We start from the raw sequence: 24,799 nt of genomic DNA on the forward strand, positions 1-24,799 counted from the left end.
ACTTAGAGCCCCCCTTTAAATACTGAAGAAACAAATGAACCAGCTGTATCACCTAATTGTGATATTACAAGTGAAAAAGCAATTGTTTCGATTGCAACACAAATTGCCACCGTAATAGCAGCACCATAAATTCGATCAAGTTGCCCACCATTTTCAAGTTCAACAACTCCGCAAACAATAGTTATTCCCCAAATAGCCGAAATTAAAAGCAGGATCAAGCTGATCACCAGCATTGAAACAATACTCATCCCAGATAACGCGATTAAGAAAAAGAGGACTGTCAATAAAAGAATTGAGCTGCTGTAATGTGCCAAACGGTTCAGATAATCAATGAAATTTTCAGCTTCAGCTGCTTTGCTGACCGCTCGGTGAATCAGAAAAGCCACACCGACCATTGCCACTGCTGCAATTAGGATTGTCAAAATAATAGTAAAATAAAATCCAATTCCAATTGAATAGGAAGTATTATAGCTAGCTGAATTATTAGAAAAAGATCCTAAAAGATTGTTAGCTGCATTTGAGGCGGCTGAAGTTGCGGTTTGAGCCCAATGTCCAATACCTAAAGTAAAAAATAAACTTTCTAAAAATAAAGTTAATATTCCAGCATATTTAGTTGTTTTTTGTGCCTTGAAAGGCTGCTTCCAGGATGCAAGCAGCCAACTCCAATATCCTTGAAAAGCACTTTGCAGCGCTTGGGTATTGATTGCGGCAGCGTCACTGTGAGTGTTTGCATTATTCTTTTGAGCATCTTCAGCAGTTCCTTGAGCTTGCGCTGTTTTAGCTGCAGTAGCTGTTGAATGTGCTGTGGTAACGGTTAATTTAGTCCCGCATTTCGTACAGAATTTTGCATTGTCTTCTATCTCAGAATGACAATTTGGACAAAGTTTCATGATACATTCCCCCAATGTAATTTGTTATATATTTATAACACAACATAAAATTATAACATATTTAATAAATTAAATATATTCTTTAGTTTTTTTGATAATCCTTAAGATTTTCCTGCTTTAAAAGTCCCAAATTTCTTTTTAAACTTAAAATACGATAAACTGACTTATTAATCTGTGCTTCCTTAATCTGTTTATCCTGAACAGCTTTGACAATTGTTGGCACGCCTTGCGCAAAATTGTTACTCAAGAGCATGTCATTCCCCGCTTCAACTGCCAGCAAATCAGGCGAGACATGCCGATCGGCAGCGAATTTAGTAATCGCACCCATGCTGAGGTCATCAGTAATAATGACCTTTTTAAAATGCAACTTTTGCCGTAAAAGTTGATGGATCTCAGGTGACAACGATGCTGGATAGTCGGGATCAATTGCAGTCACAAAGATATGTGAGACTAAAACAGTTTGTGCCCCGGCCTTAATCCCCGCCTTGAATGGCAAAAAATCATTTTTCTCAAAATCCGCAAGTGTTTTGTCTGTCGAGGCAAAACCTGTATGCGTGTCTCCAGCCGCCCCATAACCTGGAAAATGCTTGAGGCTGGCTGCAACGTGATTCTTTTGAATCTGAGGAATCTCAGTCTTGATAACAGCGGCGGTCTGCTGATAATTTAAGCCCAATGTTCGCTTATAAATAAAGCTGTTACTGTCGCTAGAGACATCTGCCACTGGTGCAAAATTCAAGTTAATTTGCAAAGAATGTAATAATTGCGCCGTTGCCCCTGCCGCTTTAACCACTGCCTGACTCCCACCTGATTGGTAAAGCTGCTGTGGTGAAGCAAAAGTTTGATTTCCAGTCAACTGTGGGTTAGCGTCCAACCGTGAGACTGTTCCACCTTCTTGATCAGTTCCAATTAATAAAGATAGGTTTGCCTGTCCCTGATAGTTTTGCAGATTGCCAATAAATTGTTGTTTTGTTTGTTCCTTGAAATCATTTCCAAACAAGATTAACCCGCCCGGTTGGTTTTCTTTAATGAAAGCTGCTGTATTTTGCTGTCCGGATTGAGTGGGAATCAGATACATTTGAGCGACTTTTTGTTGCAGCGTCATCTTGTTAATGACTTTCTTTAATTGCTGGTTGCTGATTTTTGAAACTTTCTGTCCCTCAATGGTTGCTACTGGTACACATAAAAATAATATAATGGATATTAGAAATAAAAATAACTTTTTCATTTTCCCTGCCCTTTTTACAAAAACTTCTTTATGAAACATAATTACCAGTATAATCCAACTCTTCATGAATAACTATCCGACTTCAAAACAAGCTGTGCACTTTAACTATTATTCAATGGGATCTCCAGGTGCATGTACTTTACCTGTGGGCGAGACTGTCCATGATTGTCCGTTGCTATCAGTAAAAGACCAACTACCATTATCGCCTTGCCCAATCTGCAGTGCATCGATCTCAAAAGCTTCAGCACCATTATTTTTAGCCCATTCTTGAAGCGTATTGATAGCTTCTTCGCGTGTTAATCCTGCAGAACTTTGCTGCGCAGCTTCAGAATTACTTGCATTAGCTGCTGTAGTAGAATTCACGGTACTATCTTGTGTATTTGATGAAGTACTTTCCTCAGCATTGTCTTTTCGTGCTTTAAACTGCTTTGCTAATTGCGAGCTCTTAAGATTAGTCGAAGTTGCAATCCCATTAATAAAGCTATCATAAGAAAGTAAGTTGTCTTGATTAAGATAAGCAATTGCACCACCTCCCACAGTCTCCTGTTCAGCAACACTCTCAAAAAGTTGATGCTCAGAACTGCTAGTATGCGGCTTAAGCGTTAGCGTACCTTTCTTTTTAGAAAGAATTTTACGGTCGCTTGCAAAATAAATGAACTTACTTTTATCAAACTTGACAGTCTTATTCGTATTGTTTTTGACTTTGAGTGAAACAGCATAGACCGGATCAGCAGTATTATCTTTAGTCTCATCCTGTTCAATTTTAAAAATAAAGTTTAGCGCATGTTTATCCAAAGTACTCAAATCTTCATAATACGTGACTTGCGCTTTTGCCTGCTCGCTGGTTCTATGACTACCAATCTTGTTAGCTGCTACACCAGAAGAACAAGCAGTCAATAAAAGAATACACGCGGTACAGATTTCCCCCAAAATAATTCTTTTGTACCTTAACATCTTTACCCTTCCCTTTTTAAAAATTACTATAATTAAAGTTACATGCATATCTTAACGCAATCTTGGCTATTATAATAATATTTATATTTACATGTAAAATAATTATTTCAGGTTATTACTAATTACCACAACCATTATTAATTGTGATATAACTCACATGTGTGGTATCAAGTAACTCAATAAAAAATAATTATTGCTAACAAAAAAATCCAGCCCTTGTCGACATTTTCATTACTGTCAACATCAGCTGAATTTTAGCTATTTTAAATCTATTCTGCTTGGTACGCTTCTAACAGTCTACCCAGATAAGCCGTTGCATCCTGATAATCAGATAATCTGATGTTCTCATTTGGAGCATGCGGGCCACTTCCGGCATAATGAATTCCAATCATTACAATTGGAACTGCAAGTTCATCAACAAATTGCTTAGCAGGACCGCCACCCGGCATGTTTGGTACCACAACATAATTAGAAGCACCATAAACCTCTTTTGCAACCGCGACATTCAACTTCACAAAAGGATCATTCAAATCTGTTCTAAATGCACTTTCACCTGTATTATAGTGCAATTTAACATCTGCAAAACCGTTCTTTATTAACTGTTGTTGAATAAGTTCTGCAATCTTAGCCGGTTCTTGGTTAGGAACAAGCCGGCAGTCCAATTTTGCAACTGCCCTTCTTGGTACCACGGTCTTAGTGCCATCCCCTTCATAGCCTGACGACAGCCCATTAATTGTCAGTGTGGCGCTATTGACCAGAGCTTTTGCAGGATCATCAGTTACAAAAGGCCGCAGTAAACCGAATTCCTGTGTGACTCGTTTTGCGTCGAATTTGATATCTTTAATAGCCTTCTTAGTATCTTCAGTCAACGGCATCACGTCATCATAAAAACCTGCAACTTTAATTCTGCCTTGCTGGTCTTTTAACGAACTCAGTGCTTGCACTAGTCTCCAAGCGGCATTATCTGCATAACTTGCAAGTGAAGAATGTAGATCACTAGCAGCTGTGACAACTTCCAAATCAAAGCTGGCAATTCCTTTTAGCCCACAGGTTATCTGAAATTGTTCGCTTTCATTCCGACCGCCGCCTTCCCAGATGCAGACATCGGCAGCCAACTGACTGGCATGTGCATGCACATAGGCATCAACATGCGGACTTCCAAGTTCCTCTTCACCTTCGATTATGAATTTAAGATTGACTGGCAGACCGCCATTTTCCTTGAAATATTTTATGAGCGTTAACCGCGACATCAACTCGCCCTTATCATCACAAACCCCGCGTGCAACTAATTTTCCTGCAACCAGCGTAGGTTCAAAGGGCGGTGTTTTCCATTCATCTAATGGTTCTGGTGGCTGGACATCATAATGATTGTAAAAAAGAACTGTTTTGGAAGAATTCCCCTTCAACTCAGCAAAAACAACCGGATTGCCTCCTTGATCATGCCAGACTTCGACTGTCGCTCCCAGCGCACTGAAGGTTTCCTGCAGCCACGCAACAGTTTCATTTATCCCACTATTTTGTGCCGAGATACTCGGAATCCTCAGATAATCCGAAAACGAGTCTAATTCACGCTCAGCAAATGCCTTTAACTTCTGCTTTTCAATCAAAAAATCACACCCTTAGTTTACTTTTTTGCCTTTTTTATAAACAGCTTTAAGACTTTCAAGTGACCCGACATTTTCTAATGGATTGTCGTCCAAAATCAAAAAGTCCGCAAATTTACCCGCTGCTAATGTACCGTACAAATCATCAATTTTAAGCAATTCGGCTGCATACTTGGTTGCACCAAACAAAGCCTGTGCTGGAGAAGCTCCCAATTCCACTATTAACTTCAATTCATTCCAGGTTCCCTTGCCAAAAGAGTTAAATGGTGTTCCTGCATCCGTTCCGACTACCACTTTGACACCTTGCTTAATCGCCTGAGAGACATTTTTAAAAAAGTCACTTTTAACCAGATCGTTTTTACGTAACATATATTCAGGCAATTTACCACGTCCATCTTGAGAAATTGCGGTCGGAGCATTCAACGTTGGTACTAAGAAGATGTTTTTTTCTCGCATAAAAGCAGCTTGGTCTTCATCAATGTAGATCCCGTGTTCAATCGAATCGACGCCCGCAACTAATGAATTCTGGATTCCCTGATTTCCTTGAGCATGCGATGCAACTGTCATATGCTTGGAATGTGCCTCTTCAACTGCCACTTTCAACTCGGCTAAGCTCAATTCAATATCATCGACTTCATCAGTTGCAGACATGACCCCACCTGTTGCCATAACTTTGATATTCTTGGCACCTCGTTTGAATTCTTGACGGACTGCTTTACGCATTGCGTCCTCAGAATCAGTTAGGTGTCCCCAAGTCGCGCTTCCGTCTGGCTCTTCGATAAAGTCACCGTGTCCGCCCGTCATTGTCATCGGACGTCCAGATGGCATAATTTCCGTGCCGCCAAGTACGTTTTCCTGCTGCAGCTTAGCCAGCTTCACATCCACATCAAAGGCACAGCCGCAGTCTCTGATATAGGTCACTCCGGCTTTAAGCAGCTCCTGCAAGTTATTTAAAGCGGTCACTGTGGCCTCTGTTTCAGAGAGATATTCTAATTTGTTGGTAACAGGATTCATCATAATGTGAGTGTGGGCATTGATTAACCCAGGCATTAGATATTTGCCCTGCAAGTCAACAACCCGTTTGGCTTCAGGCGCAGTCCCAGTTCCAGTTGCGACTACTTTGCCAGTGAGATCATCGACCTTAAGCCAGCTATTTTGTTGCAGTTGTGCATGCTGTCCGTCAAAAAGATTTGCATTTTTAAAAATTATATTCATTGCATTCTCCCCTTAAAGGTTGCCAACTTACTCCGTCAATTATTTTTAAGCTTAGAACTGCTTCACACCTTTTTTATAAACACCCTTATCTTCTTGTTGAACTGCTTTGATATCTGCCAATGGATCTGTATCTAATACAATAAAATCAGCATATTTACCTGCTGCTAAAGAACCATATTCGTTATCAATATGCATCAGTTCCGCTGCATTCTTGGTTGCTGCAAATAAAGCCTGTGCATTTGTCGCACCAACCCTCGTCAAAAGTTCAAGTTCAAAAGATGTGTCCTTGAATCCATTAAAAGGTGTTCCCGCATCTGTCCCAAAGGAGATCTTAACGCCCGCTTTGATTGCAGCACCGATCCGTTCAAAATACTTATCCATGAAAGCATTTGCTTTATCCAACATATACTGCGGCAACTTTCCTTCACCATATTTAGGAATTGTATAGGCTGCAATCAAAGTAGTTGTCAAAAAGGTTCCTTGCTTGATCATCAATTCAATATCTTCATCAGAAACATAAGAACCATGTTCGACAGAATCAACCCCTGCTAAAACAGCATTGTGGATTCCTTTTTCTCCTTCAGCATGTGCTGCAACAGTCATATGCTTAGAATGTGCTTCCTCAACAGCCGTCTTCAATTCCGGCAAGCTGAGTTCAATATCATCAATCTGATCAGTAGCTGACATGACACCGCCAGTTGCCATTAATTTTATGTTTTTAGCACCCTTTTTAAAAGCTTGGCGTACAGATGCACGCATTTCATCTGGAGAATCAGTTAAATATCCCCAAGTAGTCTCTCCGTCCCAACCTTCAGTAAAGTCGCCATGCCCGCCAGTCATTGACATTGGGCGTCCGGAAGGCATGATCTCTGTGCCGCCGATGACTCCTTGGCTTTGCAGCTTAGCTAACTTGATATCGACATCAAAAGCACAGCCACAATCCCTGATATATGTAACACCGGACTTCAATAATTCCTTTAGATTCTGCAATGCCTGATAAGCAACTTCAGTCTCAGAAAGATATTCCAGCTTATTGGTCTGCGGATTCATCATAATGTGAGTATGGACATTGATCAAACCCGGCATGACGTATTTGCCTTTTAAGTCGATCTTTTCACCTCGAACAGGGGCATCACCGCGGCCAACTTGAACTATCTTTCCGCTTTTTTCGTCGACCTCCATCCAGGAAGCAGCCTTAGTTTCAGCTTCGGCACCATCAAACAAGTTAAAATTAGTAAACAATTTAGTCATCCAAGCATCTCCTTATCAAATTACAATAGCAAAAGTTAATAGTTTACACACTAAAATATAATTATATTTAATTAGCATTAAGCTAAATTTAACACCAAAGATCTTAAAAGTCACTATTGAAAGTTAATCAATTTTATAATACTATAATATCTGATTCAATTTTATCATTTCATTTTAATCTTATGGGGGTTCATCTATATGAATTTTATTATATTTTTCACAATTGTCATGCTTTTCATGCTGATTGGAGAATGGGTTTCTGCGGCAACCAAAGCGTACATCCCTTCTATCTTTGTAACTGCTATTCTTTTCGTAATCGGCTTTTGGACGATTATTCCAAAGGACATCGTTGCACAAGCATCATTTGGCACTAATTTTGTTACAATCTGTGTTTCTTTATTATTAGTCCACTTAGGAACACTGATGAATCTGCGCGAATTAATTGCACAGTGGAAAGCAGTGTGTATTGCTCTTTTAGGTGTTGCTGGAACCTTGATCTTGACACTGACAGTTGGAACTTTGATTTTTAACTGGCATACGGTTGTGGCGGCAGTACCTCCGCTGACAGGCGGGCTCGTAGCGGCACTCTTAATGACAAGCGGTCTTAAAGCTGAAGGGATCACCGCTTTAGTAGCATTGCCAGTCTCAATGTTCGTTTTGCATTCAGTGATCGGTTATCCATTAACTTCATACATGTTGAAAAAGGAAGGCCGTCGCTTAGTCGGAAAATTCAGAAGGGAAAAAATCGAAATTGACGAAAACTCTCCTTTAACGACTTTGTCCAATGAAAGTCCCAGAATTTTCAAGCTCCCCAAAGAATTTCAAACACCAGCATTTATTCTCGTACGTGTCGCGATTGTGGCATTGCTTAGTAACGGCTTCGCAGTCCTGATACACAATGTGATTAACCCTAACGTAATTTGTCTGATTTTTGGGGTAATTGCACATCAGCTCGGTTTCTTAGAAAGCAATGCTTTGAAACAAGCGGGCGTCTTCAACTGGTTAATGTACGGCCTTTTGGCATATGTCTTTGAACAACTGAACTTAACGACTCCTGCAATCATGGGAACCATTATCTTACAAATTGTTGTTTTAATTCTGTTAGGTTTGCTCGGGATGTTCATCGCTTCTTGGATCCTTGCTAAGCCGTTTGGAATGAGCGGTCCAATGGCATTTTCTTGTTCATTAACTGCTTTATTCGGTTTCCCAGCTGACTACATTTTAACTACAGAAATCTGTCACAGTGTTGCAAGCAACAAAAAAGAAGAGGCTTATCTTTTGGAAAATATCCTGCCGAAGATGCTGGTTGGTGGTTTTGCAACTGTTTCAGTAGCTTCAGTAATTATTGCTTCTATCTTCCTTAAGCTTATCTAGATAAGCGCTGAATCCAACTTAACAACACACAGTTAGCAGTTCTCTCACTTTGTGAAAAATACAATTGTACTCCTAATTCAAAAAGCAGTTTGCCGAAAGTCAAAATTAAAATTCGGTAAACTGCTTTTTTGTGTCGTTTGGAAATATTCCAAATCCAAACTACGTTACTAAATCGAGCCTATTTAAGGTTGGGCCAAAAGTGAAATTTTATCGACTTTTGTCACACTCTTTTGTAAACAAGTACACCGCTGCTCCATAAGCTGGCAAGTTGACAGTCTTTGAAGTACTTTGGGGTGCTGTAAAATTGCTGATAATTAACTTATTTTCCAATCCTGCCAAGAAAGTTGGCAATTCAAGCTGCTCTGCTTGTGCGGTGAAGTTTCCCGTTACAAACAAGACTTGTTCGGCCGTTTCGCGTAAGAAAGTATAATTACGTTCGTCTTGTGGATGCAATAAGCGATATTTCCCGGTTGTCACGATGGGTAGCGTATGTCGTAATTTAATTAACTGCTGGTAGTAATAAAACACTGAATCTGGATCTCGAAGTGCTTGTTCCACATTAATCTGCGGATAATTAGGGTTAGGCAAAAGCCATGGTTTACCCGTAGTAAATCCTGCATTTTTGGTTGCAGACCAAGGCATCGGGGTGCGCGCATTATCGCGTGACTTTAAATAAATCGTTTCCATTGCGTAATCCGACCCTAGATGTTTATTTTCAGTGAAATCCTTGTAGACTGACTTGGTCTCAATATCATTGTAATCGTCGATCGAATTAAAACGAGCGTTCGTCATTCCCAACTCTTCACCTTCGAAAATATACGGTGTTCCTTGCTGCATATGCAGGATCGTTCCCAGCATTTTAGCTGCAGCTTGTCGATATTCTTGCTGATCCGTTCCAAAACGTGTCACAGGCCGTGCCTGATCATGATTACTCCAATATAAGCTATTCCAGCCATTATGCTGCGCCATTCCTACTTGCCACTTGGTGAAGACTCGTTTTAATGCGCTCAGTGCAAAACGTTTAGTTGAAAATTTGCCATTTTCACCGTAGTCAAGGTGCATGTGGTCGAAATGAAAAACCATATTTAACTCATGCTTATGTTCATCGGTGTATTTGGTAGCCTCTTCAACCGTAGTGTGTGGAGTCTCACCAACGGTCATGATCTCATAGTGCGAGAGCACTTCACGATTCATCTCTTGCAAATATTCGTGCACCCGCGGCCCATTTGCAGCTCCCGCATAGTAACTGCCGTACTGCTTATTTTGAATAATTGGACCATCTGGATAAGCGGGATCCTTGGAGATCAATGAAATTACATCCATCCGGAAGCCATCAATTCCCTTATCCAGCCAAAAACGCATTAAAGTATAAATCTCACGCCGTACCTGTTCATTTTCCCAATTCAAGTCAGGTTGCTCTTTAGCAAACAAATGAAGATAGTATTCCGCAACCTCTGCTTCATAAGTCCAGGCAGATCCTCCAAAACTTGAACCCCAGTTATTCGGTGCCTGCTGCTTGACTGGTTTTTTCCAAATATAATAATCATGGTATGCATTATTTTTAGCTTGTTTTGCCTGTTTAAACCACGGATGCTGATCTGAAGTGTGGTTCACCACCAAGTCTAGAATAATTTTTAACCCCTTTTCATGTGCCTTTGCAAGCAATTCATTAAAATCGGCCATAGTGCCCAGTTCTGGTTCTATCTCGTGATAATTTGAAATATCATATCCATTGTCGACTTGAGGGGAACGATAAATTGGATTCAACCACAACACATCAATGCCCAATTCTACCAAATAGTCCAGCTTTTGAATAATTCCTTGCAAATCACCGATTCCGTCGCCATTAGCATCATAAAAGCTCTTCGGATAAATCTGATAAACTACACTCTTTTTCCACCATGGAATCTCATTCATCATCATCATCGCCAATTCTAATGTCATTGATGTATACCACTGCTTGCTGTGCCTCAGCGACAATTTCACGGACTCTTTGAGCGGTCAGATAATTATCCTGTGGCTCCATAGTAAATGCTAAAGCCAGTGGTAAATTCATCCCGCTCACAAGATGAGTATGTTCACGGAGTCGATAACCAAAGAACGTTTGATTGACACTTCCCGCCATCATATCGGTTAAAATAATTACTTCAGTTGATGCCAGGAAAGTCTGCATTAAATCGGCTACAGTTTCTTTGATCGGTGCATTATCTAAGTAAGCTGTCAGAGTAGAAATTCTATTTTCAGCTAGGTCCCCCGCAATAAATTCAACTGTATCTTTTAAGCCGGCAGCAAAACGATGATGTGATGCAAGTATAATTTTTCTTTCCATTTTTAACCTCTCCTATGCTTTTAGTATTCCGAAATACGAACCTGCTAAAGCAATCACAATTACCAGCAAAATGATTCGAGTCGGGGTCCATTTTTTATTATCAAGTAATTTGTAAACCAGTAATGTCAGCAGTGCTGGGAGCAATGCAGGCATAATTTTATCCAAGACTCCCGTTTGCAGTGCTAAAGAAACTTTACCAAATTGAAATGTTAAGGGAGTAGTGACTTTAACAACTGTCGCAATTAAAGCACCAACCACACTTAGGCCCATGATTGAAGCCGCTTCGGTAAACAGAACCATTTTGCTGCCTAAGGAGGTTACCAGCTTTGTCCCAGAGGTATATCCAACCTCAAATAACTTAACTTTAACAAACCAGAAAATTATATTAGCGATCAGCCAGATAATTGCGCCTAACGGGTTGCCTTGTAAAGCCATATATCCGGAAATAGATCCAATAATCGTCGGCCACAAAACCCATACCAAGGTGTCACCCACTCCGGCTAATAGACCCATCAAACTAGTTTTCAGAGACTGAACTGCTTCTTTGGCCTGCGGACCGTCCTTTTCTTCCATTGCAGTTGTTGCACCTAAAATCATGCTGGACATTACAGTTGTTGAATTAAAGTAGTTAAAGTGATTGTCCAAAGCTGCTTGATATTCATCGTCATCTGGATAGATTTTCCTAAGAATCGGTGCAAGTGCCCATGCAACGGCAGGACCCATTTGTGATTCATAGTTGAACAAGTTGACAGCCATAAAGTTGTAGCGGCTGCCGGCACGCCGTAAATCTCTTTTGGTAATCTTTGGATTAGCACTCTTTTCTTGTTTACTCATCATAATCCTCCCCGTCTTCATCAACAGCTGCTTGTGTGACAGCTTCTTTGACCTTGCGTGCCTCAGAGGTAAAGTACCAGTAAGAAGCAGCAAAACCTAATAATGCAATTCCTAAAACGGCCACTTTTAAATACGCAGAAAGCACGAAACCGACAATAATATACGGCAGAAATTTTTTAACTGGCATATAATGCATCAACATTCCAATTCCGACAACTGGCAACATGCCACCAGCAATTGTCAGGCCATTTGTAACCCAAGTTGGAATCGCATTAAGAATGAATTTGACAAACTGTGGTCCCACCAATACAACTAACAAAGTTGGAATTGCGGTTTGCAGACTGAACAAGATCGGACCTAACCAAGCTTCGCGGCGCATTGTCTGCCATTTATGCTGCTGGTTATCCGTTTTCATTTTGTGAGCCAAAAAGTTACAAATAATTCTGGCAACCACTTCCAACTGAATTGCAATCAACCCCACCGGTAAGCCCACTGCAATGGCGGCTTTAATTCCAGTCCCGGTTCGAATAGCAACGAAAGCGCCTACAATCGTGGCTAAGCCATAATTTGGTGCGGAGGCTCCTCCAAGTGCAGCAACCCCCAACATCATTAATTGGAAAGTACCCGCAATCACAAGTGCTGTATGCAGGTCACCCATGATCAGACCAGTAATCATTCCTACAATGACTGGAAACCATGACATAATTACCAGACCGTTTTGATCAACAGTCATAAAACCAGCAAGAAGAATAATTAAGATATCCTGCAAAATTTCAATACTAGACATTTTTATTCACCCTCTATTTAATAAGTTTCTTCAGGATCTGTCGGTACATATTGCACTACAACAGGCACACCTTTAGCTTTAATAGTCTCCAAGTCTGCACGTTCCTGATCATTCAACGCAATAAATTTAGTTACCGGTTTACGCCCATTTTCATTAAAAATAATACCAAGATCGACTTTAGGAATTGCGACTCCGTTTTCAATTAACTTAATTAAAGTTGCAGGCTCTTTTACTAAGACGAAGACGCGCTGAGTATCATATTTACCGGCATTGAAATTAGTAATTGCTTTTTGAGTGTCAATAATCGACATCCCTGTGCCTGCGGGTTTAGACATCTTCATGCTGTCTTTGATCGCTTCATTTTTACTAATTTCATCATCGACAACCATGAAACGTTTGACCTTTAACTTCTGGGCCCACTGATTAACAATTAAACCATGGATTAAACGCTGATCGATTCTTGCTAAAACTACTGTCATTTTTATCAATCTCCTTTTTGGTATCGATACCAAATTGCTTTGAAAAAGAACATGTTATGTTGATGTTCTTTAGACTGAGGCTCTTTTAACAATTTCAAGCGGAAAAATTTGCGGCAAAGTCACGGCTTGATCCTGCAATGCCGCCACCATTGCTTTTGCTGCCGCAGATCCCATCTGATCAACTGGTTGCCGAATAGTGGTCAATGGGATCTTCAGAAAGCTTGAAGACGGCTGATCATCGACTCCCAGCACCGCTAATTGTGCCGGAATTTGGACACCCTGAGCCTGAGCTTCTTCTAGAAGTCCCAGAGCAACTTCATCACTTCCTGCCAGAATGGCATCGGGTTTATCTGGACTTGCAATAATCTTTTGCAGGATCAGTTTTCCATCCGTTGCAGTATGTGCATTAGTGAACAACCAATGAGAATTAAAGCGAACTTTGCCAATACTGTTCAAGGCTGCCTGAAAACCCGAAAAACGATCTGAGTCAAAATTGACCCCACTTTCTGCCAGCGCAACCTGCTTGCGTCCAGTAGCATAGGCAAGCTTTGTATAGCCGTGCTGCAGTAAGAATTCGGTAGCATTATAGAAACCCTGATACTGATTAGCCCTGATAATCGGAACGGGTACATCAGCAAGATATTCATTGACTAAGACGATCCTCCCATACTGCAGATAAGGCTGAATAACCGACCATGGGTTTTCAATTGAACAGAGGATCACGCCGTCAACTTGCTGATTGCGCAACATCTTAAGCGCTGTCAATTCTTCTTCAGGACGACTAAAGGTCTGGACAATGATCGTGGTGTAGCCTGCTTCGTCGAGTGTTCTTTCGATCGCATCTACCAGGTACGAAAAGAACGGATTGACAATTCGCGGAATCGTAACTGCCATCGTATTAGTACTGGAACCGCGCAGCTGACGCGCTGCTGGTCGCGGAACATATCCGAGCTGCTGCATTGCATCCTCAATCAGTTTTCTCTTTTTGGGAATGACATGCGGGTTATTATTAATCACACGAGAAACAGTTGAAACTGAAAGGCCTGCTAAGCGTGCAACATCTGAAATCGTTGCCAAAATATCACCTCCTACAAGTTACCGCTATCACAAAGTAAAGGTTACAGCATTAAAATTAGATTGTCAATAGAATTTGATATCGTTTTCAAAATTTATTTTAACTGGCAATAAAGAAACGTTCCTTCCAAACTTATCCAACTGTTCAAAACTTCTGTTATAGCATCTTCAAAAGCTACGTAATGAATTACTATACTTGGTAGCAAGATTACTTTTTAAACTAAGTACCCTTTCCCAATCATTTTAAAAGGGGCTGTGACAAAAGTTAAATTTTGTCACAGTCCCTCTTTTATTCCGGATAAACGTGTTCCATAAGTCAGTTGACTACACTGTTAATTCTCACCAACTAAATGCCTTTTGTCCCACTCTTCGCTTTGAACTAGCACTTAACCTTAAGCTACCTGAAAACTGCTCCTAAACTAAAAAGTGGCTTTGTAAAATATTCCGATATTCTGAACTATTACCCTAATCTATCTTGCCTTAAGTAAAATATGCATTCCCTGCGAGATTCCAATAATAACCACCGTTCCAATGATTTTACCGAGCACAGATACCGCAGTAAAGCCCCACCAAAGCACCAATAAAACTACTTCAACTGCGAAAATCAGATATTTCATAAGATTCCACTCCTTTGGAAAAGCGATGCCTAACCTGCTTGACTATTGCATAATTCCATTAGCAATCATCTCTAATAATAGTACAATAAAAGCTAATCCTATGGAACTTAAGCAGCTTTGAATAATATGCACACCGCTGCAACAGCATAAATTGGATTACTTAGTCTTTGCAAAATAAATTTTTTTATTCCACAGCCCATTAAATATTTTTATCATTGGACCTAATCCAAAAATTGCGAGTACACTTCCAATTCCAAAAGTAGCTCCTAAGAAAATTCCAAGCAAAACATTGAAAGCATCTAAAATGATCCTAGACATCGCCATATCCATTCTAAGAACTTGAGATACAGCATACATCATTGCCTCCATCGGACCAGAACCCAGATTTCCTTTCAAATACATCGAAGTTCCAAAAGCCATAATTAGAAAACCAAAAGCCATAGTAAAATAGCTATTTAACGATATTGATTTTCTGAAGACTGGATCAATCCATTTTACAGTTTGCCCAATCAATAATGCATTTAATAAGCTCCCTATCCCTAAAGTTTTACTATTCACACTTAACGAAATTATTAAATAAATAATACTTAAAATTTGACTCCAAGTTCCAAACTCCCAATTACTATGTTTCATTATTCCCAAAATTAACGTACTTAATGAATCAACACCATGATTTGCAAGTACAATCAATTCAATTCCAATTCCTGATAAAATACTGCCACTAATTGTCAGTATCAAGCTCTTAATTCTTTTTATTTTCGAGGATCCTCCATCTTTTTAATCAAGATTATTCTTCATAAATTGATAAATTTTATTCAATAATTCATCAGAAGATTCAGAGTTATATAGCATATCTACATTGTAAATATCACTTAATACCTCAACCAACTGTTGAAAAAAATCATTAAATATCTGTGCATCTTTAGTATTTTGAGCTACAACAAATGCAAATTTGATTCTTTGACCCCCCCATATAACTGGTTTTTCAAACTTTACAATTAATATTTTTGTCTTTAATGCATTCATGTGCATACTATGTGGGATAACTACACCTGTTGGAAAAGCTGTTGTCGACATGTTTTCCCTTTCCAGTAATTCATTTAAAAATTGGCGATCCGCTATATGCATTTTCTCTAAAATCTGAGTTGCATATTTTAAAAAATTTAATTTTGAAAATGGTTCTTTAAATTCATTAAACTCTACTAACTCTGCAGATAAATAGCAACTAATCATTTCATTTAATTTCAATGTTTTCTTTGAGCTAATTATATTTTTTACCACCTCTTCAATTCTTTTCAAGTCGTTTCTAGTTGGCAAAGGATGCACATTAATTATGTTCCCACCAATTCTCTGGTCATCCCCACTAACTATAACTATGTCAAACTTGTCAAAATTATATTGGTTAAAAATGTTTGTTGTTACTTCCAACTCAATTTCTGAATTATCAAGATTTTGTATTTTAGAAATAAAATCATTCAAGATTTGCTTATATTCAGGAATAATGGCCAATATATATACTTTCTCCTTTAATTTTTGCGTTATTATTTCCGGAGAATCTAAAAATGCACCAATATGCAGAGCCAATAAAGCTATTTCGGAATCATTGAACTTGATTTTTAGCTTAGAACTCAAACAAGATCCAATGTAAACTGCTATATCATAGATAATAGGATATGTTATCTTAATCTCAATTGCCTTACTGTTACTAATTAATTCCCCATTTTCAGACCTGTTTACTAAGCCTTGTACGTGCAACGCTAAGCGATCAAAAAATTCCGGCTTATTCAACTCGATTAGAAAATTTTCCGACACATCCTTCAAAATCTGATGCAAAACAACCGCGACATCTTCAGCTACAAATTTTTCAACTGCATTATTTGCTGTATTCTTGACCGTGTTTCCTATAAATAAAATTGCCAATTGTTCAATATCACTCTGGTAAAAATATAAACGCATGTTGTTTGGAAGTTTATTTATAATTTCTGAAGCTAGTATAACTTCAACGGATTGAGAAGATAGATGGTTGAGTGCTGGATCTAAAGTAACATGTTTCCCATTCCTAATTCGCTCTATCGCGATGGCATAGTGCATCACTATATTTTCCATAACATAAGGTGTCAGGTAAATTTGATGCGAAACACATACATTTTTAATAGTTTTGTACAACACTTCCATTGAGATATTGCCTACAAGCTTTTGCAGAGTATCCTTAAGATTACCTTGTAGATTTCCCTTCCCATACAGCAAAGATAAAATCAACTTTCTCTTATTACGTTCTGAACCAAACAAGTAGACACGATAATGCTTGATCTTAATTTGTAAATTAAATTTAGCAACAGATCTTTTTAAACTCTTAAGAATTAACCTTAATTGAGATTCTGAAACAAAAAGATCATTAGCTAAATTAAAAATACTTTCTCCGGCATCAGATGATCGCAATAGATACATTGTTAGATATTCCTCATTAGAATTTTGAGTTAAGTCTTTCAATTCCTTGTTTGACAAACTGTCATAACGTCTAGAACTATTAATCGCATACCCATTTTGACTTGACAGTATCAGCCCTGGAAATTTCTGATTAATTACTTTAATATGATTTCTCACAGTTCGAGTCGTTATATTTAAAAGCATTGCCAAGTCCCTTGCTTTTATATGTGATTTAGAACGTAAATAATTAATAATATCATTATCTAAAGATGACATATCGACCCACCTTCCAAGAGAAATTTTCTTCAATATTATTAAAGCTCTGCGCCATTTGTTGTAATAACATGTTTATACCAATTGAAACTGTCTTTCCTTATTCTTTTACCACTCCCGTGACCTTCGTCGTCTAAATCAACATAAATAAAACCATAACGTTTTCCCATCTGTGCCGATGAACAAGAAACAATGTCTATTGGTCCCCAAGCACAATATGCGAAAATATTTGCGCCATTATAAATTGCCCTTTTCATTGCAGCGATATGCTCAGCTAAATAAGATATTCTGTACTGATCGTGAATTTTACCATCCGCTGATATTTTGTCATACATTCCAAAGCCATTTTCAGCAATCATTATTGGCTTTTGATAGCGGTCCCAATATTGCGACAAAGTATTATAAAGTCCTAATGGATCCACGCCCCAGCCCCATGGATTTGACTTAAGATATGGATTACTCTCTGTTGTCAGCGAATTCATATCATTTTTTTCAGAATTTACCATTTGAGAATAATAGTATGACAAAGCCATAAAGTCCATCGTATTGTTCTTAAGTAATTTTAAATCACTTTCTTGTATTTTGAGATTAATTTTATTTTCTTTAAAATAATTAAGTGCATATTGCGGATATGCTCCGCGCAGCTGAACGTCAGTATAAAAATATTGCATTCTATTTCGTTCAAGTGCTAGAATCACATCTTCTGGTTTACATGAGAAAGGATATGTTGTACTATCTGCCACCATTGTGCCTAATTTTAAAGTTGAATTTAATTGTTTTGCAAATTTTACTATCTCAGCACTAGCTACAAACTGGTTATGGACAGCCTGATATTTGGCTTCTAAATAATTATCAACTTGGTCATAGCAAATCGCAGTAGAATTAAAGGGTTCAAATTGGATTAAATTAATTTGGTTAATAATAATCCAGTATTTAACTTTTCTTTGGTATCTTTCTAACAAAGTTTTTCCATATTTGACAAATAAAGGAATTACATCTCGATTATTCCAGCCGCCATATTTAAGAGTAATGTTAATTGGTGTTTCATAATGAAGCATGGTGATAATCGGTTCCATCCCTAATTCACTAATTTTGTCAATTAAATTGTCATAGTATTTCAAACCAGCTTCATTCGGTTTTTCCTCATCTCCTGTGGGAAATATACGAGTCCAATCAATAGAAGTGCGAAATGTTTTAAAACCCATCTCGCTTAATAATTTAAGATCCTGAGGATAGGAGTGATAGAAATCAATACCGTGCCTTTTGGGATAGTATCCTTCTTTATCTGTTATATTTTCTTCTACTTGCCTTTTAGTCATACCTTTATGTTGAATTGCTTGAATTTCTTCATTTGTCTTGTCAGGATAGAGTTTGTGTACATCGGCTAAACTCATTCCTTTACCATTAACCTCAGAAGCACCCTCCGCTTGATTAGCCGCGATTGCTCCTCCCCACAAAAAATTTTTTGGCATCGAAAAATCTTTAATCATGTATATCACTCTTTTCTTTTATAGATTTGGACTTGCATAATTTAATTAAATGTTTTGCAATTAGAATTTCACTTTGTGCTGTCATCAAAGTATCCTGGGCGTGACAAAATAAAACTGAATATCTAATTGATCTACCCATTGCTTCTTTTTGTAATGTTTCTGTCTGTAATCCATGCGCTACCACAATTTCCTTATGCGCCTTATCCATTAATTTTTCTGCCTTATTATAGTTATTTTCCGTCTCAACAATCTGTAGCCCCTGTACCATAAAATTACGTGCATTACCTGCATGCACTAAAATGTTCATTGATAATTCATTTAACTTATCTGCACCATTCTTACTAGCTTCCATACATTATTCTCCTATCTCTTTATATTAAAGTCGTTCTGTTAAATACACAGTTCTAATACTAACCAGCACACTTTAATCGTCTTAAGCCTGTTCCTCCTTCTCCTTTAAAATCAATGATCTGTCATAGGCTTTAAAGAAGGGCCAAAATACCAGCCATGTCACAACGAAAATTATCAAGGTCACAATAATTGCTCTCCAATCCTGTGTTGCCAGATAAGAAGTTATTGGATAAGGAATATACCAGAGCAAGAAAGTTTTACTTGGAATTGAAACAAGATGAAATGCCATTGCTGCATATGCAATGGTAGGTACTAGTAATCCGTTAATCCACATAGGAACCATTAAGTAGGGATTAAATGCAATTGGCGCTCCAAAAACTAAAGGTTCATTAATATTAAAAATAGAGGGTACTATGATCGCTTTACCGATTGCCTTCAATTGCGCTGAATGGCTAAATAACAGCATAATTACAGCTAATGCTAAAGTGGTCCCAACTCCTCCTATGCTAGAGAAAGCGTAAATTGTTTCTTGAGTAGCTATATGTGTTGCCGTTCCGCCAGCAGCTACTTCTTTAGCATTTTGTGCTAATCCTTGCATATAAACAGGATAAATAACGGGCATCATTACCCATCCGCTGATCCCAAACGTGTAAAGAAAAACTGGAATAAAGACAGATAACACAAATCCTGGATAACTTTGTACTATTCCCGACAATGGACTAAAAACCCATAAAATCACTTTAAAAACATCGACATGTATTAATCCAGTTAAGAACCAACCAACAACCATAATAAATGTGATTGGAAGCAAACTATCAAACCATCCCACTACAAAATCCGGAATAGCAGTATCTTCACTAAAAAATGAATGTTTACTAGAAAAATTCATAACACAGCCTACAAACAATCCGGCAATAATTGCGGTAAACATTCCTTGAGCACCAAACCTCGCTAAAACAAAAGTAATATTTGTCCCAGCTTTATCCAATGATGGGTACAGCAGCATTAGAAAAAAGACGGTTGCAGTTGCACCACTTATTAGTTTATATTTATCATTGTGCTTCTTTTCCATTACATAATATGCAATTAAAAAAGCAACTACTAGTCCAAACATCCCAAAAGAGAAATTGCTAATCATTGTCATATCAGGTACGGCAGGTACAAGATTTCTAATGAGTAAGATAATAGTTATTAGTGAACCTACAAATACCAAAGGCAAAGCAGTCATAATTGCATCTTGAATTGCTGATATCCAAGGGTTCTTGACAATTTTGTTCACTCTTGGTGCAAAAGAATTTTGCATATAGTTCATTATCCGATGCATATTTAATCTTCTCCTTCCATTTTTTGAATCATTTCAACTGCCTTAGGTCCATTTAATGCTCCGTAAATACTTTGTGGAATAACAGCAACTTTGATAGCTTTACCAAGAGTTTTTTGTTCCAACTCTGCCAACATGTATGATAAATGCGGACCAATTAGTAAAATATCTGTATCCTTAATAAGATCATCCAATTGAGATTCACTTGCTGCTTTAACTTTCATTTCAATTCCGCTTTTTTTGGCAGCTTTTCTTATCGCTGCTGCCATAAAACCGCTAGATGCACCTGAACCACAAATCAACAAAATGTTTTTCATAATATAAAACCTTCCTTTCTTTTAACTAACAAAAGCGTATCACTTATGAATGCGCTATCATTTAATGTTTTTTCAGGTTGTTAGGAAATAAAGTTCTCTTGGATACACATTATCAAGCTTTGTAAAAGGCAATATTTAAAAGTTCATTGTCACTTTTAAAAAATAAATTAAAAAACGTCTCCATGTGTAAGATGTTTGGATTGATCATCTATATCTTACAATAGAAACGTTTTCATTTAATTATTGTTATTTTTAGACTACACAAAGCACGTTATTTATCTTGCTACTCACTAATTAAAATATCAGCAATTACGTTTACTAAATCCTCTGCTTGTTTTAGAGTTCCTAATCTATCAAAAAAGCCATGATCAAGGCCCTTATACATTATTAGATCAACATCTAGGCCTAAGGATTTTAATTTCTTAGAGAAAAAAATGTTACTTTGGAGAAAGTAATCAAACTCAGCTTCCACAAGAGTTATGTCCGGAAAATCTTTAAAATTTTGTGCATAATGTGGCTTTTATCCTTCAATCCACAAATAACTCCAAATTTTTGCTTACACTATCGCCCGCACCATATAATTGGAGTCAAAGAGCGAAAAAATATGCTTTATTAATTAATATTATTACGTTAATCACCATTCACTGTAACTGCTTTAGAGTTAGAATACTTCGTTACTCCCTGACCCGCATTTTTATTATAAATTGCTTTGCCAGCAACTAAATCCTTCAATGTACCTACTCTAGAACTTTCAGAATAAAAGCCGTCTATAATTCCAAGGCTTTGAAAGACTGCCTGTTTATAAGCAATTTCTGCGTTCCATTCAGCAGTATCCACAATTGCTAGAGCCTGATGAACAGCTGACAGACCATCCATAATTTCATCTTTTTTCCCGACAGTAGCCAAAATACCATGACTGTTAAGCAAATATAAATGCATTAATCCAGCGTCGCCAATTTCACGAATCTTATCACTAACAAGGTCAGCAAGTGGCTCGGAACAGTTTGGTTCATAATTTAATGATTCTATTTTTTTAAGCTTCTGAGTTGCTTCAGTAATGTTAGGTTCATTTAAACCACTCGTAGCCCAAAACATACTATTCTTTGCGTGAGAATGAAAAACCGACCGAATATTTGGATTAGCATCATAAACTCCTTCATGAAGGTTAATTTCACGAGTCAATTTTCCTTCCCCAGCGATAATCCTGCGAGTATGCGGTTCAACAACTAAAATTTGTTCTGGATTTAATTCTCCAAGATAAGCCTGCGACATCATCGTGGGTGTCATAATAATGTAATCTTTACCATCATCATTTCTAACTTTAAACGAAAAGTTTCCTCCCGCAACATTAGTATCATTGCGTTTCATAGTAATATTAACAAGCTTGGCTAAGTCTTGGCGTTCGTGTTCAAAAATAATACGTCCATCTGGTGCTTTGATCATAACTATTACCTTCCCTTCATTTTTGCTTTTTAATTGAAATCACACGTGCTTCTATAAGTTTTTGTTTCAGATACTTTCTTCTCTCCTTGCCTTTAGTAAATAACACATTTGATCCATAGTACTTAATCAGCAGGCCAAAAATAATAACAAATATATTAATCCAATACTGGTGTAATAAAGCAGCTAATCCAAATAATATGAAAGTTATAAAACTTATAAATGTCCAAATTCTTTTACTTTTTCCCAAATCTGGCATTGCTACAACATCACCTTTGTATTTTAATTATTTAGCTACTACACTTTTAGGATTTTTTTTGATGAGTTGTTCCTTATATTTCTTTGATGGCACTGGATTTTTCTTAAAGGATCGATAGACAAACCAGAATAGTATTAGCAAACTAACTAATCCTATCCAAGCAAAAATATTTCCAGTAAAAGCCTTACTCATCAAGAAACGTAGATCAGGAGCTTCAATAGAACTCCAAGAAACTAAACTTCCCTTTGGAACATTTACAGCTCCTGTATCTCGGGCTAACTTAGTGAATACATTAGTAAAATAGGTACTGCCATATAAAAATAATGGCTGATAAATGATACCCAAAACTAACATTCGTAGTAAGTTACCTCCAGTTAACAGAAGTCCCCCAACACCCAAACAGTAATTAATAACGCCAGCGATAGGAAGGACTTGATTTCCAGGAAGAATCGCTGCAAAAGCAATACTTACAGGAATTAATACAACCATAGTAACCCATAGTTCAGTACTCTGACCTAACACAGGCCAATCAAGACCAATAACAAATTCTCTATTTTTAAAACGATTTTTCATGAAATTACTCATTGTTGTACCGAACGGAGTTAATGAATCCATAAAAAATTTAGCCATTACTGGAAAAATAGCCATAACCGCTCCTACTGTAATAGCTAAGCTTAAGGCGTTAGCAATAGTGTAGCGGCCAGCAAGACCAATAATTAACCCGATAATCGATCCCATAACAACCGGCTCTGATAAAATGCCGATTTTCTTTTTAAGTTCTTTTGCACTCCATCTATAGTTAAATATTGGAATAAAGTCCAATAATCTATTTACAGGCCACATAATAATAGCAGTGAATGCTTCAATATGAGGGACTGTAATGCCTGGATAACCTAACATATTTTCAATTTCTTCGCTCCACATGTCTCCAAGCTTTAAACTAATTATGGCTTGTATTACACCCGCGATAAACGCCCAAATATAACTTCCTGTTGCAAAGTAAACCATATAACCAGTAAGTGCTAATCCCCAGACATTCCACATATCTGCATTAACAACATTTGTAGTTTTTGTGACTAACATCACTAAATTCACACCAATTTCAATTGCAAAAAATACAAATGCTACAGCCCAAGCCCATGTAATGGCTGAAGCTCCAGTCCAGCCAAAGTCAACCGCAGGTAAATTAATACCCGTATTTTTCGCCAAAGCCTTAGTAGCAGGCGTAACGATTGTAACTAATTGGTTAATTGCCATTGACATGCCTATGAAGCCCACACCTAAATAGAGTCCTGAAAGAACCGCTTTAGATACTTTCATACCAAAAAATAAACCTAGGATCATAATTAATATAGAAATAACAACTGATGGACCTGGTGATAAAATAGCTTGAACAATACTATTCCAATTCATACACTCTCACCTCTTCATTGAGTTGGTTTTTGTGTTGCTAGTTCTACAGCTGCAAGCACTTTTGCATTTGCTTCATTTTCACCTATGCCTGTGAGCCATGGAACCCCTACAATTTCAGTAACATTATTTTCTTCAATAGTTTCACGTAAATCATCATCTGCTGGCGCAATGCCAACATAAACAATAATGTTTGGGTTGGTTTCGATACGTGACTTAGCAGTTTCTACAGGATGCGGCTCGGCCTGTACTACATCATCAAGTTCCTTATCAGCCAAAAAATCATTAATTTTATTAGCTACTTGTGGACTAGTAGCAACCCCAGAACCACAACATACTAAAATTATTTTCATATTAATCTCTCCTAACTAAATAATTTATACAGCTATTTGTGCAAATTTATTAATCATTAGCTTTACCATCACATCAGAAGTATCAATTTTTTTAAAATCATCAACAAATGATTTATCCTGAAAAGATGCAATTATTGATGATAGAAGGCCCACTTGTTTCTGAGGTTCTTTGATTCCGAGAAAAAGAAAGTTGTTTACTTCCATTTCTTTAGAATCTCCCATCTGAAACCATTTAAGTGGAAACGCGTTTTTTGCAACATAAATAAATGGTTTATTAATATAGATTGAATCAACATGTGGCAAAGCTAACTTAATATCAGAAAAAATTAATCCAGTTGGATACTGTGCCTCCCTTTTTTTCAACCCCCTCACATAATTCTCATTAGCAAATCCCTTCTCATGTGCATCCTTTCCAATAAAGTCGAACAATTCATCTGCATTATTTACACAAACATTTAGATTGACCAAACTCTTACTAAACATTGATTCATACATTACTTTACCTTCTTTCTTTTGTGTTCACCT

At 37.7% G+C, this 24,799-nt stretch carries 25 protein-coding genes and 1 pseudogene; 1 reads left to right on the forward strand and 25 read right to left on the reverse strand.

The genetic code is table 11. The annotated features are described in order from the left end of the window. Positions 1-2: 2 nt before the first annotated feature. The 6 genes from AB3Y88_RS01370 to AB3Y88_RS01395 all read right to left on the reverse strand — a co-directional run bounded on the left by AB3Y88_RS01370 (position 3) and on the right by AB3Y88_RS01395 (position 7,139). A complete protein-coding gene (locus AB3Y88_RS01370) occupies positions 3-890 on the reverse strand; it encodes a zinc ribbon domain-containing protein (protein ID WP_056960680.1) in 888 nt (295 codons plus the stop codon). 82 nt (positions 891-972) lie between these two features. Beyond that, positions 973-2,115 carry a glycoside hydrolase family 3 N-terminal domain-containing protein gene (locus tag AB3Y88_RS01375; RefSeq protein WP_228889202.1) on the reverse strand — a complete coding sequence of 381 codons (1,143 nt, stop codon included), beginning with the start codon at positions 2,113-2,115 and terminating at the stop codon, positions 973-975. 108 nt (positions 2,116-2,223) lie between these two features. Continuing rightward, the gene (locus tag AB3Y88_RS01380) at positions 2,224-3,069 is read right to left on the reverse strand and encodes a hypothetical protein (protein WP_054756868.1); all 846 of its coding nucleotides are present in this window, start codon (positions 3,067-3,069) and stop codon (positions 2,224-2,226) included. A 269-nt stretch (positions 3,070-3,338) separates the two neighbouring features. Next, positions 3,339-4,676 carry a M20/M25/M40 family metallo-hydrolase gene (locus AB3Y88_RS01385; RefSeq protein ID WP_228889199.1) on the reverse strand — a complete coding sequence of 446 codons (1,338 nt, stop codon included), beginning with the start codon at positions 4,674-4,676 and terminating at the stop codon, positions 3,339-3,341. Between the two features lie 12 nt (positions 4,677-4,688). After that, positions 4,689-5,888 carry an amidohydrolase family protein gene (locus AB3Y88_RS01390; RefSeq protein WP_056960677.1) on the reverse strand — a complete coding sequence of 400 codons (1,200 nt, stop codon included), beginning with the start codon at positions 5,886-5,888 and terminating at the stop codon, positions 4,689-4,691. Positions 5,889-5,939: 51 nt separating this feature from the next. Further along, positions 5,940-7,139, reverse strand: coding sequence for an amidohydrolase family protein (locus tag AB3Y88_RS01395; RefSeq protein ID WP_056960676.1), 1,200 nt, complete (start codon positions 7,137-7,139; stop codon positions 5,940-5,942). 198 nt (positions 7,140-7,337) lie between these two features. On the opposite strand from AB3Y88_RS01395, the gene AB3Y88_RS01400 reads away from it, so the two are divergent. Beyond that, complete coding sequence (locus AB3Y88_RS01400) at positions 7,338-8,513, forward strand: hypothetical protein (RefSeq protein ID WP_056960675.1); 1,176 nt, start codon at positions 7,338-7,340, stop codon at positions 8,511-8,513. 207 nt (positions 8,514-8,720) lie between these two features. Here the strand turns inward: AB3Y88_RS01400 and AB3Y88_RS01405 are convergent, their stop codons facing one another. From AB3Y88_RS01405 to AB3Y88_RS01495, 19 genes and pseudogenes are all read right to left on the reverse strand, one after another. Further along, positions 8,721-10,430 (reverse strand): alpha-glucosidase, encoded by a 1,710-nt coding sequence (locus AB3Y88_RS01405; protein ID WP_228889279.1) that lies wholly within the window; start codon positions 10,428-10,430, stop codon positions 8,721-8,723. Continuing rightward, positions 10,423-10,842 (reverse strand): PTS sugar transporter subunit IIA, encoded by a 420-nt coding sequence (locus tag AB3Y88_RS01410; RefSeq protein ID WP_228889196.1) that lies wholly within the window; start codon positions 10,840-10,842, stop codon positions 10,423-10,425. Before AB3Y88_RS01410 ends, AB3Y88_RS01405 begins: the two co-directional genes overlap by 8 nt. Before the next feature lie 12 nt (positions 10,843-10,854). Beyond that, the gene (locus tag AB3Y88_RS01415; RefSeq protein ID WP_367293353.1) at positions 10,855-11,676 is read right to left on the reverse strand and encodes a PTS system mannose/fructose/sorbose family transporter subunit IID; all 822 of its coding nucleotides are present in this window, start codon (positions 11,674-11,676) and stop codon (positions 10,855-10,857) included. Beyond that, on the reverse strand, positions 11,669-12,463 hold the full coding sequence (locus AB3Y88_RS01420) for a PTS sugar transporter subunit IIC (RefSeq protein ID WP_228889192.1): 795 nt from the start codon (positions 12,461-12,463) through the stop codon (positions 11,669-11,671). Before AB3Y88_RS01420 ends, AB3Y88_RS01415 begins: the two co-directional genes overlap by 8 nt. 17 nt (positions 12,464-12,480) lie before the next feature. After that, the gene (locus tag AB3Y88_RS01425) at positions 12,481-12,942 is read right to left on the reverse strand and encodes a PTS sugar transporter subunit IIB (RefSeq protein ID WP_054756855.1); all 462 of its coding nucleotides are present in this window, start codon (positions 12,940-12,942) and stop codon (positions 12,481-12,483) included. A gap of 69 nt (positions 12,943-13,011) precedes the next feature. Beyond that, positions 13,012-14,019, reverse strand: a complete 1,008-nt coding sequence (locus tag AB3Y88_RS01430) for a LacI family DNA-binding transcriptional regulator (RefSeq protein WP_228889189.1) — start codon at positions 14,017-14,019, stop codon at positions 13,012-13,014. Positions 14,020-14,486: 467 nt separating this feature from the next. After that, entirely contained in the window at positions 14,487-14,633 is a 147-nt protein-coding gene (locus tag AB3Y88_RS01435; RefSeq protein ID WP_156653493.1) for a hypothetical protein, read from the reverse strand. A 156-nt stretch (positions 14,634-14,789) separates the two neighbouring features. Next, positions 14,790-15,371: a YitT family protein gene (locus tag AB3Y88_RS01440; protein ID WP_056960672.1), complete on the reverse strand. Its 582-nt coding sequence runs from the start codon at positions 15,369-15,371 to the stop codon at positions 14,790-14,792. A gap of 39 nt (positions 15,372-15,410) precedes the next feature. Beyond that, positions 15,411-17,336 (reverse strand): transcription antiterminator, encoded by a 1,926-nt coding sequence (locus AB3Y88_RS01445; protein WP_367293354.1) that lies wholly within the window; start codon positions 17,334-17,336, stop codon positions 15,411-15,413. Positions 17,337-17,374: 38 nt separating this feature from the next. After that, positions 17,375-18,823, reverse strand: coding sequence for a glycoside hydrolase family 1 protein (locus AB3Y88_RS01450; protein ID WP_056960670.1), 1,449 nt, complete (start codon positions 18,821-18,823; stop codon positions 17,375-17,377). Next, entirely contained in the window at positions 18,816-19,175 is a 360-nt protein-coding gene (locus AB3Y88_RS01455) for a PTS lactose/cellobiose transporter subunit IIA (protein ID WP_056960669.1), read from the reverse strand. The genes AB3Y88_RS01450 and AB3Y88_RS01455 overlap by 8 nt, the downstream gene beginning before the upstream one ends. Positions 19,176-19,256: 81 nt before the next feature. Further along, complete coding sequence (locus AB3Y88_RS01460; protein ID WP_228889182.1) at positions 19,257-20,498, reverse strand: PTS sugar transporter subunit IIC; 1,242 nt, start codon at positions 20,496-20,498, stop codon at positions 19,257-19,259. 2 nt (positions 20,499-20,500) lie between these two features. Continuing rightward, positions 20,501-20,812 carry a PTS lactose transporter subunit IIB gene (locus AB3Y88_RS01465; protein ID WP_054756846.1) on the reverse strand — a complete coding sequence of 104 codons (312 nt, stop codon included), beginning with the start codon at positions 20,810-20,812 and terminating at the stop codon, positions 20,501-20,503. Between the two features lie 283 nt (positions 20,813-21,095). Beyond that, positions 21,096-21,317 (reverse strand): annotated as a pseudogene (locus tag AB3Y88_RS01470) (alpha/beta hydrolase fold domain-containing protein); the annotation flags it as partial. A gap of 125 nt (positions 21,318-21,442) precedes the next feature. Then, the gene (locus AB3Y88_RS01475; protein ID WP_228889179.1) at positions 21,443-22,255 is read right to left on the reverse strand and encodes a class II aldolase/adducin family protein; all 813 of its coding nucleotides are present in this window, start codon (positions 22,253-22,255) and stop codon (positions 21,443-21,445) included. 16 nt (positions 22,256-22,271) lie between these two features. Then, positions 22,272-22,511 carry a hypothetical protein gene (locus tag AB3Y88_RS01480; protein WP_056960664.1) on the reverse strand — a complete coding sequence of 80 codons (240 nt, stop codon included), beginning with the start codon at positions 22,509-22,511 and terminating at the stop codon, positions 22,272-22,274. Positions 22,512-22,538: 27 nt separating this feature from the next. Beyond that, positions 22,539-23,924 (reverse strand): PTS galactitol transporter subunit IIC, encoded by a 1,386-nt coding sequence (locus tag AB3Y88_RS01485; RefSeq protein WP_228889176.1) that lies wholly within the window; start codon positions 23,922-23,924, stop codon positions 22,539-22,541. Between the two features lie 14 nt (positions 23,925-23,938). After that, positions 23,939-24,274 carry a PTS galactitol transporter subunit IIB gene (locus tag AB3Y88_RS01490; RefSeq protein WP_056960662.1) on the reverse strand — a complete coding sequence of 112 codons (336 nt, stop codon included), beginning with the start codon at positions 24,272-24,274 and terminating at the stop codon, positions 23,939-23,941. 24 nt (positions 24,275-24,298) lie between these two features. Then, positions 24,299-24,769 carry a PTS sugar transporter subunit IIA gene (locus tag AB3Y88_RS01495; RefSeq protein ID WP_056960661.1) on the reverse strand — a complete coding sequence of 157 codons (471 nt, stop codon included), beginning with the start codon at positions 24,767-24,769 and terminating at the stop codon, positions 24,299-24,301. Between the last annotated feature and the right edge of the window lie 30 nt (positions 24,770-24,799).

The organism is Liquorilactobacillus satsumensis (genome assembly GCF_964065465.1).
Taxonomy (GTDB): domain Bacteria; phylum Bacillota; class Bacilli; order Lactobacillales; family Lactobacillaceae; genus Liquorilactobacillus; species Liquorilactobacillus satsumensis.

Bases quoted from the DNA above. Each gene is read 5' to 3' on its own strand.
- AB3Y88_RS01370 (WP_056960680.1), bottom strand. From the start codon at position 890: ATGAAACTTTGTCCAAATTGTCATTCTGAGATAGAAGACAATGCAAAA.
- AB3Y88_RS01375 (WP_228889202.1), bottom strand. From the start codon at position 2,115: ATGAAAAAGTTATTTTTATTTCTAATATCCATTATATTATTTTTATGT.
- AB3Y88_RS01380 (WP_054756868.1), bottom strand. From the start codon at position 3,069: ATGTTAAGGTACAAAAGAATTATTTTGGGGGAAATCTGTACCGCGTGT.
- AB3Y88_RS01390 (WP_056960677.1), bottom strand. From the start codon at position 5,888: ATGAATATAATTTTTAAAAATGCAAATCTTTTTGACGGACAGCATGCA.
- AB3Y88_RS01395 (WP_056960676.1), bottom strand. From the start codon at position 7,139: ATGACTAAATTGTTTACTAATTTTAACTTGTTTGATGGTGCCGAAGCT.
- AB3Y88_RS01400 (WP_056960675.1), top strand. From the start codon at position 7,338: ATGAATTTTATTATATTTTTCACAATTGTCATGCTTTTCATGCTGATT.
- AB3Y88_RS01405 (WP_228889279.1), bottom strand. From the start codon at position 10,430: ATGAATGAGATTCCATGGTGGAAAAAGAGTGTAGTTTATCAGATTTAT.
- AB3Y88_RS01410 (WP_228889196.1), bottom strand. From the start codon at position 10,842: ATGGAAAGAAAAATTATACTTGCATCACATCATCGTTTTGCTGCCGGC.
- AB3Y88_RS01415 (WP_367293353.1), bottom strand. From the start codon at position 11,676: ATGAGTAAACAAGAAAAGAGTGCTAATCCAAAGATTACCAAAAGAGAT.
- AB3Y88_RS01420 (WP_228889192.1), bottom strand. From the start codon at position 12,463: ATGTCTAGTATTGAAATTTTGCAGGATATCTTAATTATTCTTCTTGCT.
- AB3Y88_RS01425 (WP_054756855.1), bottom strand. From the start codon at position 12,942: ATGACAGTAGTTTTAGCAAGAATCGATCAGCGTTTAATCCATGGTTTA.
- AB3Y88_RS01435 (WP_156653493.1), bottom strand. From the start codon at position 14,633: ATGAAATATCTGATTTTCGCAGTTGAAGTAGTTTTATTGGTGCTTTGG.
- AB3Y88_RS01445 (WP_367293354.1), bottom strand. From the start codon at position 17,336: ATGTCATCTTTAGATAATGATATTATTAATTATTTACGTTCTAAATCA.
- AB3Y88_RS01450 (WP_056960670.1), bottom strand. From the start codon at position 18,823: ATGATTAAAGATTTTTCGATGCCAAAAAATTTTTTGTGGGGAGGAGCA.
- AB3Y88_RS01455 (WP_056960669.1), bottom strand. From the start codon at position 19,175: ATGGAAGCTAGTAAGAATGGTGCAGATAAGTTAAATGAATTATCAATG.
- AB3Y88_RS01460 (WP_228889182.1), bottom strand. From the start codon at position 20,498: ATGCATCGGATAATGAACTATATGCAAAATTCTTTTGCACCAAGAGTG.
- AB3Y88_RS01465 (WP_054756846.1), bottom strand. From the start codon at position 20,812: ATGAAAAACATTTTGTTGATTTGTGGTTCAGGTGCATCTAGCGGTTTT.
- AB3Y88_RS01475 (WP_228889179.1), bottom strand. From the start codon at position 22,255: ATGATCAAAGCACCAGATGGACGTATTATTTTTGAACACGAACGCCAA.
- AB3Y88_RS01480 (WP_056960664.1), bottom strand. From the start codon at position 22,511: ATGCCAGATTTGGGAAAAAGTAAAAGAATTTGGACATTTATAAGTTTT.
- AB3Y88_RS01485 (WP_228889176.1), bottom strand. From the start codon at position 23,924: ATGAATTGGAATAGTATTGTTCAAGCTATTTTATCACCAGGTCCATCA.
- AB3Y88_RS01490 (WP_056960662.1), bottom strand. From the start codon at position 24,274: ATGAAAATAATTTTAGTATGTTGTGGTTCTGGGGTTGCTACTAGTCCA.
- AB3Y88_RS01495 (WP_056960661.1), bottom strand. From the start codon at position 24,769: ATGTATGAATCAATGTTTAGTAAGAGTTTGGTCAATCTAAATGTTTGT.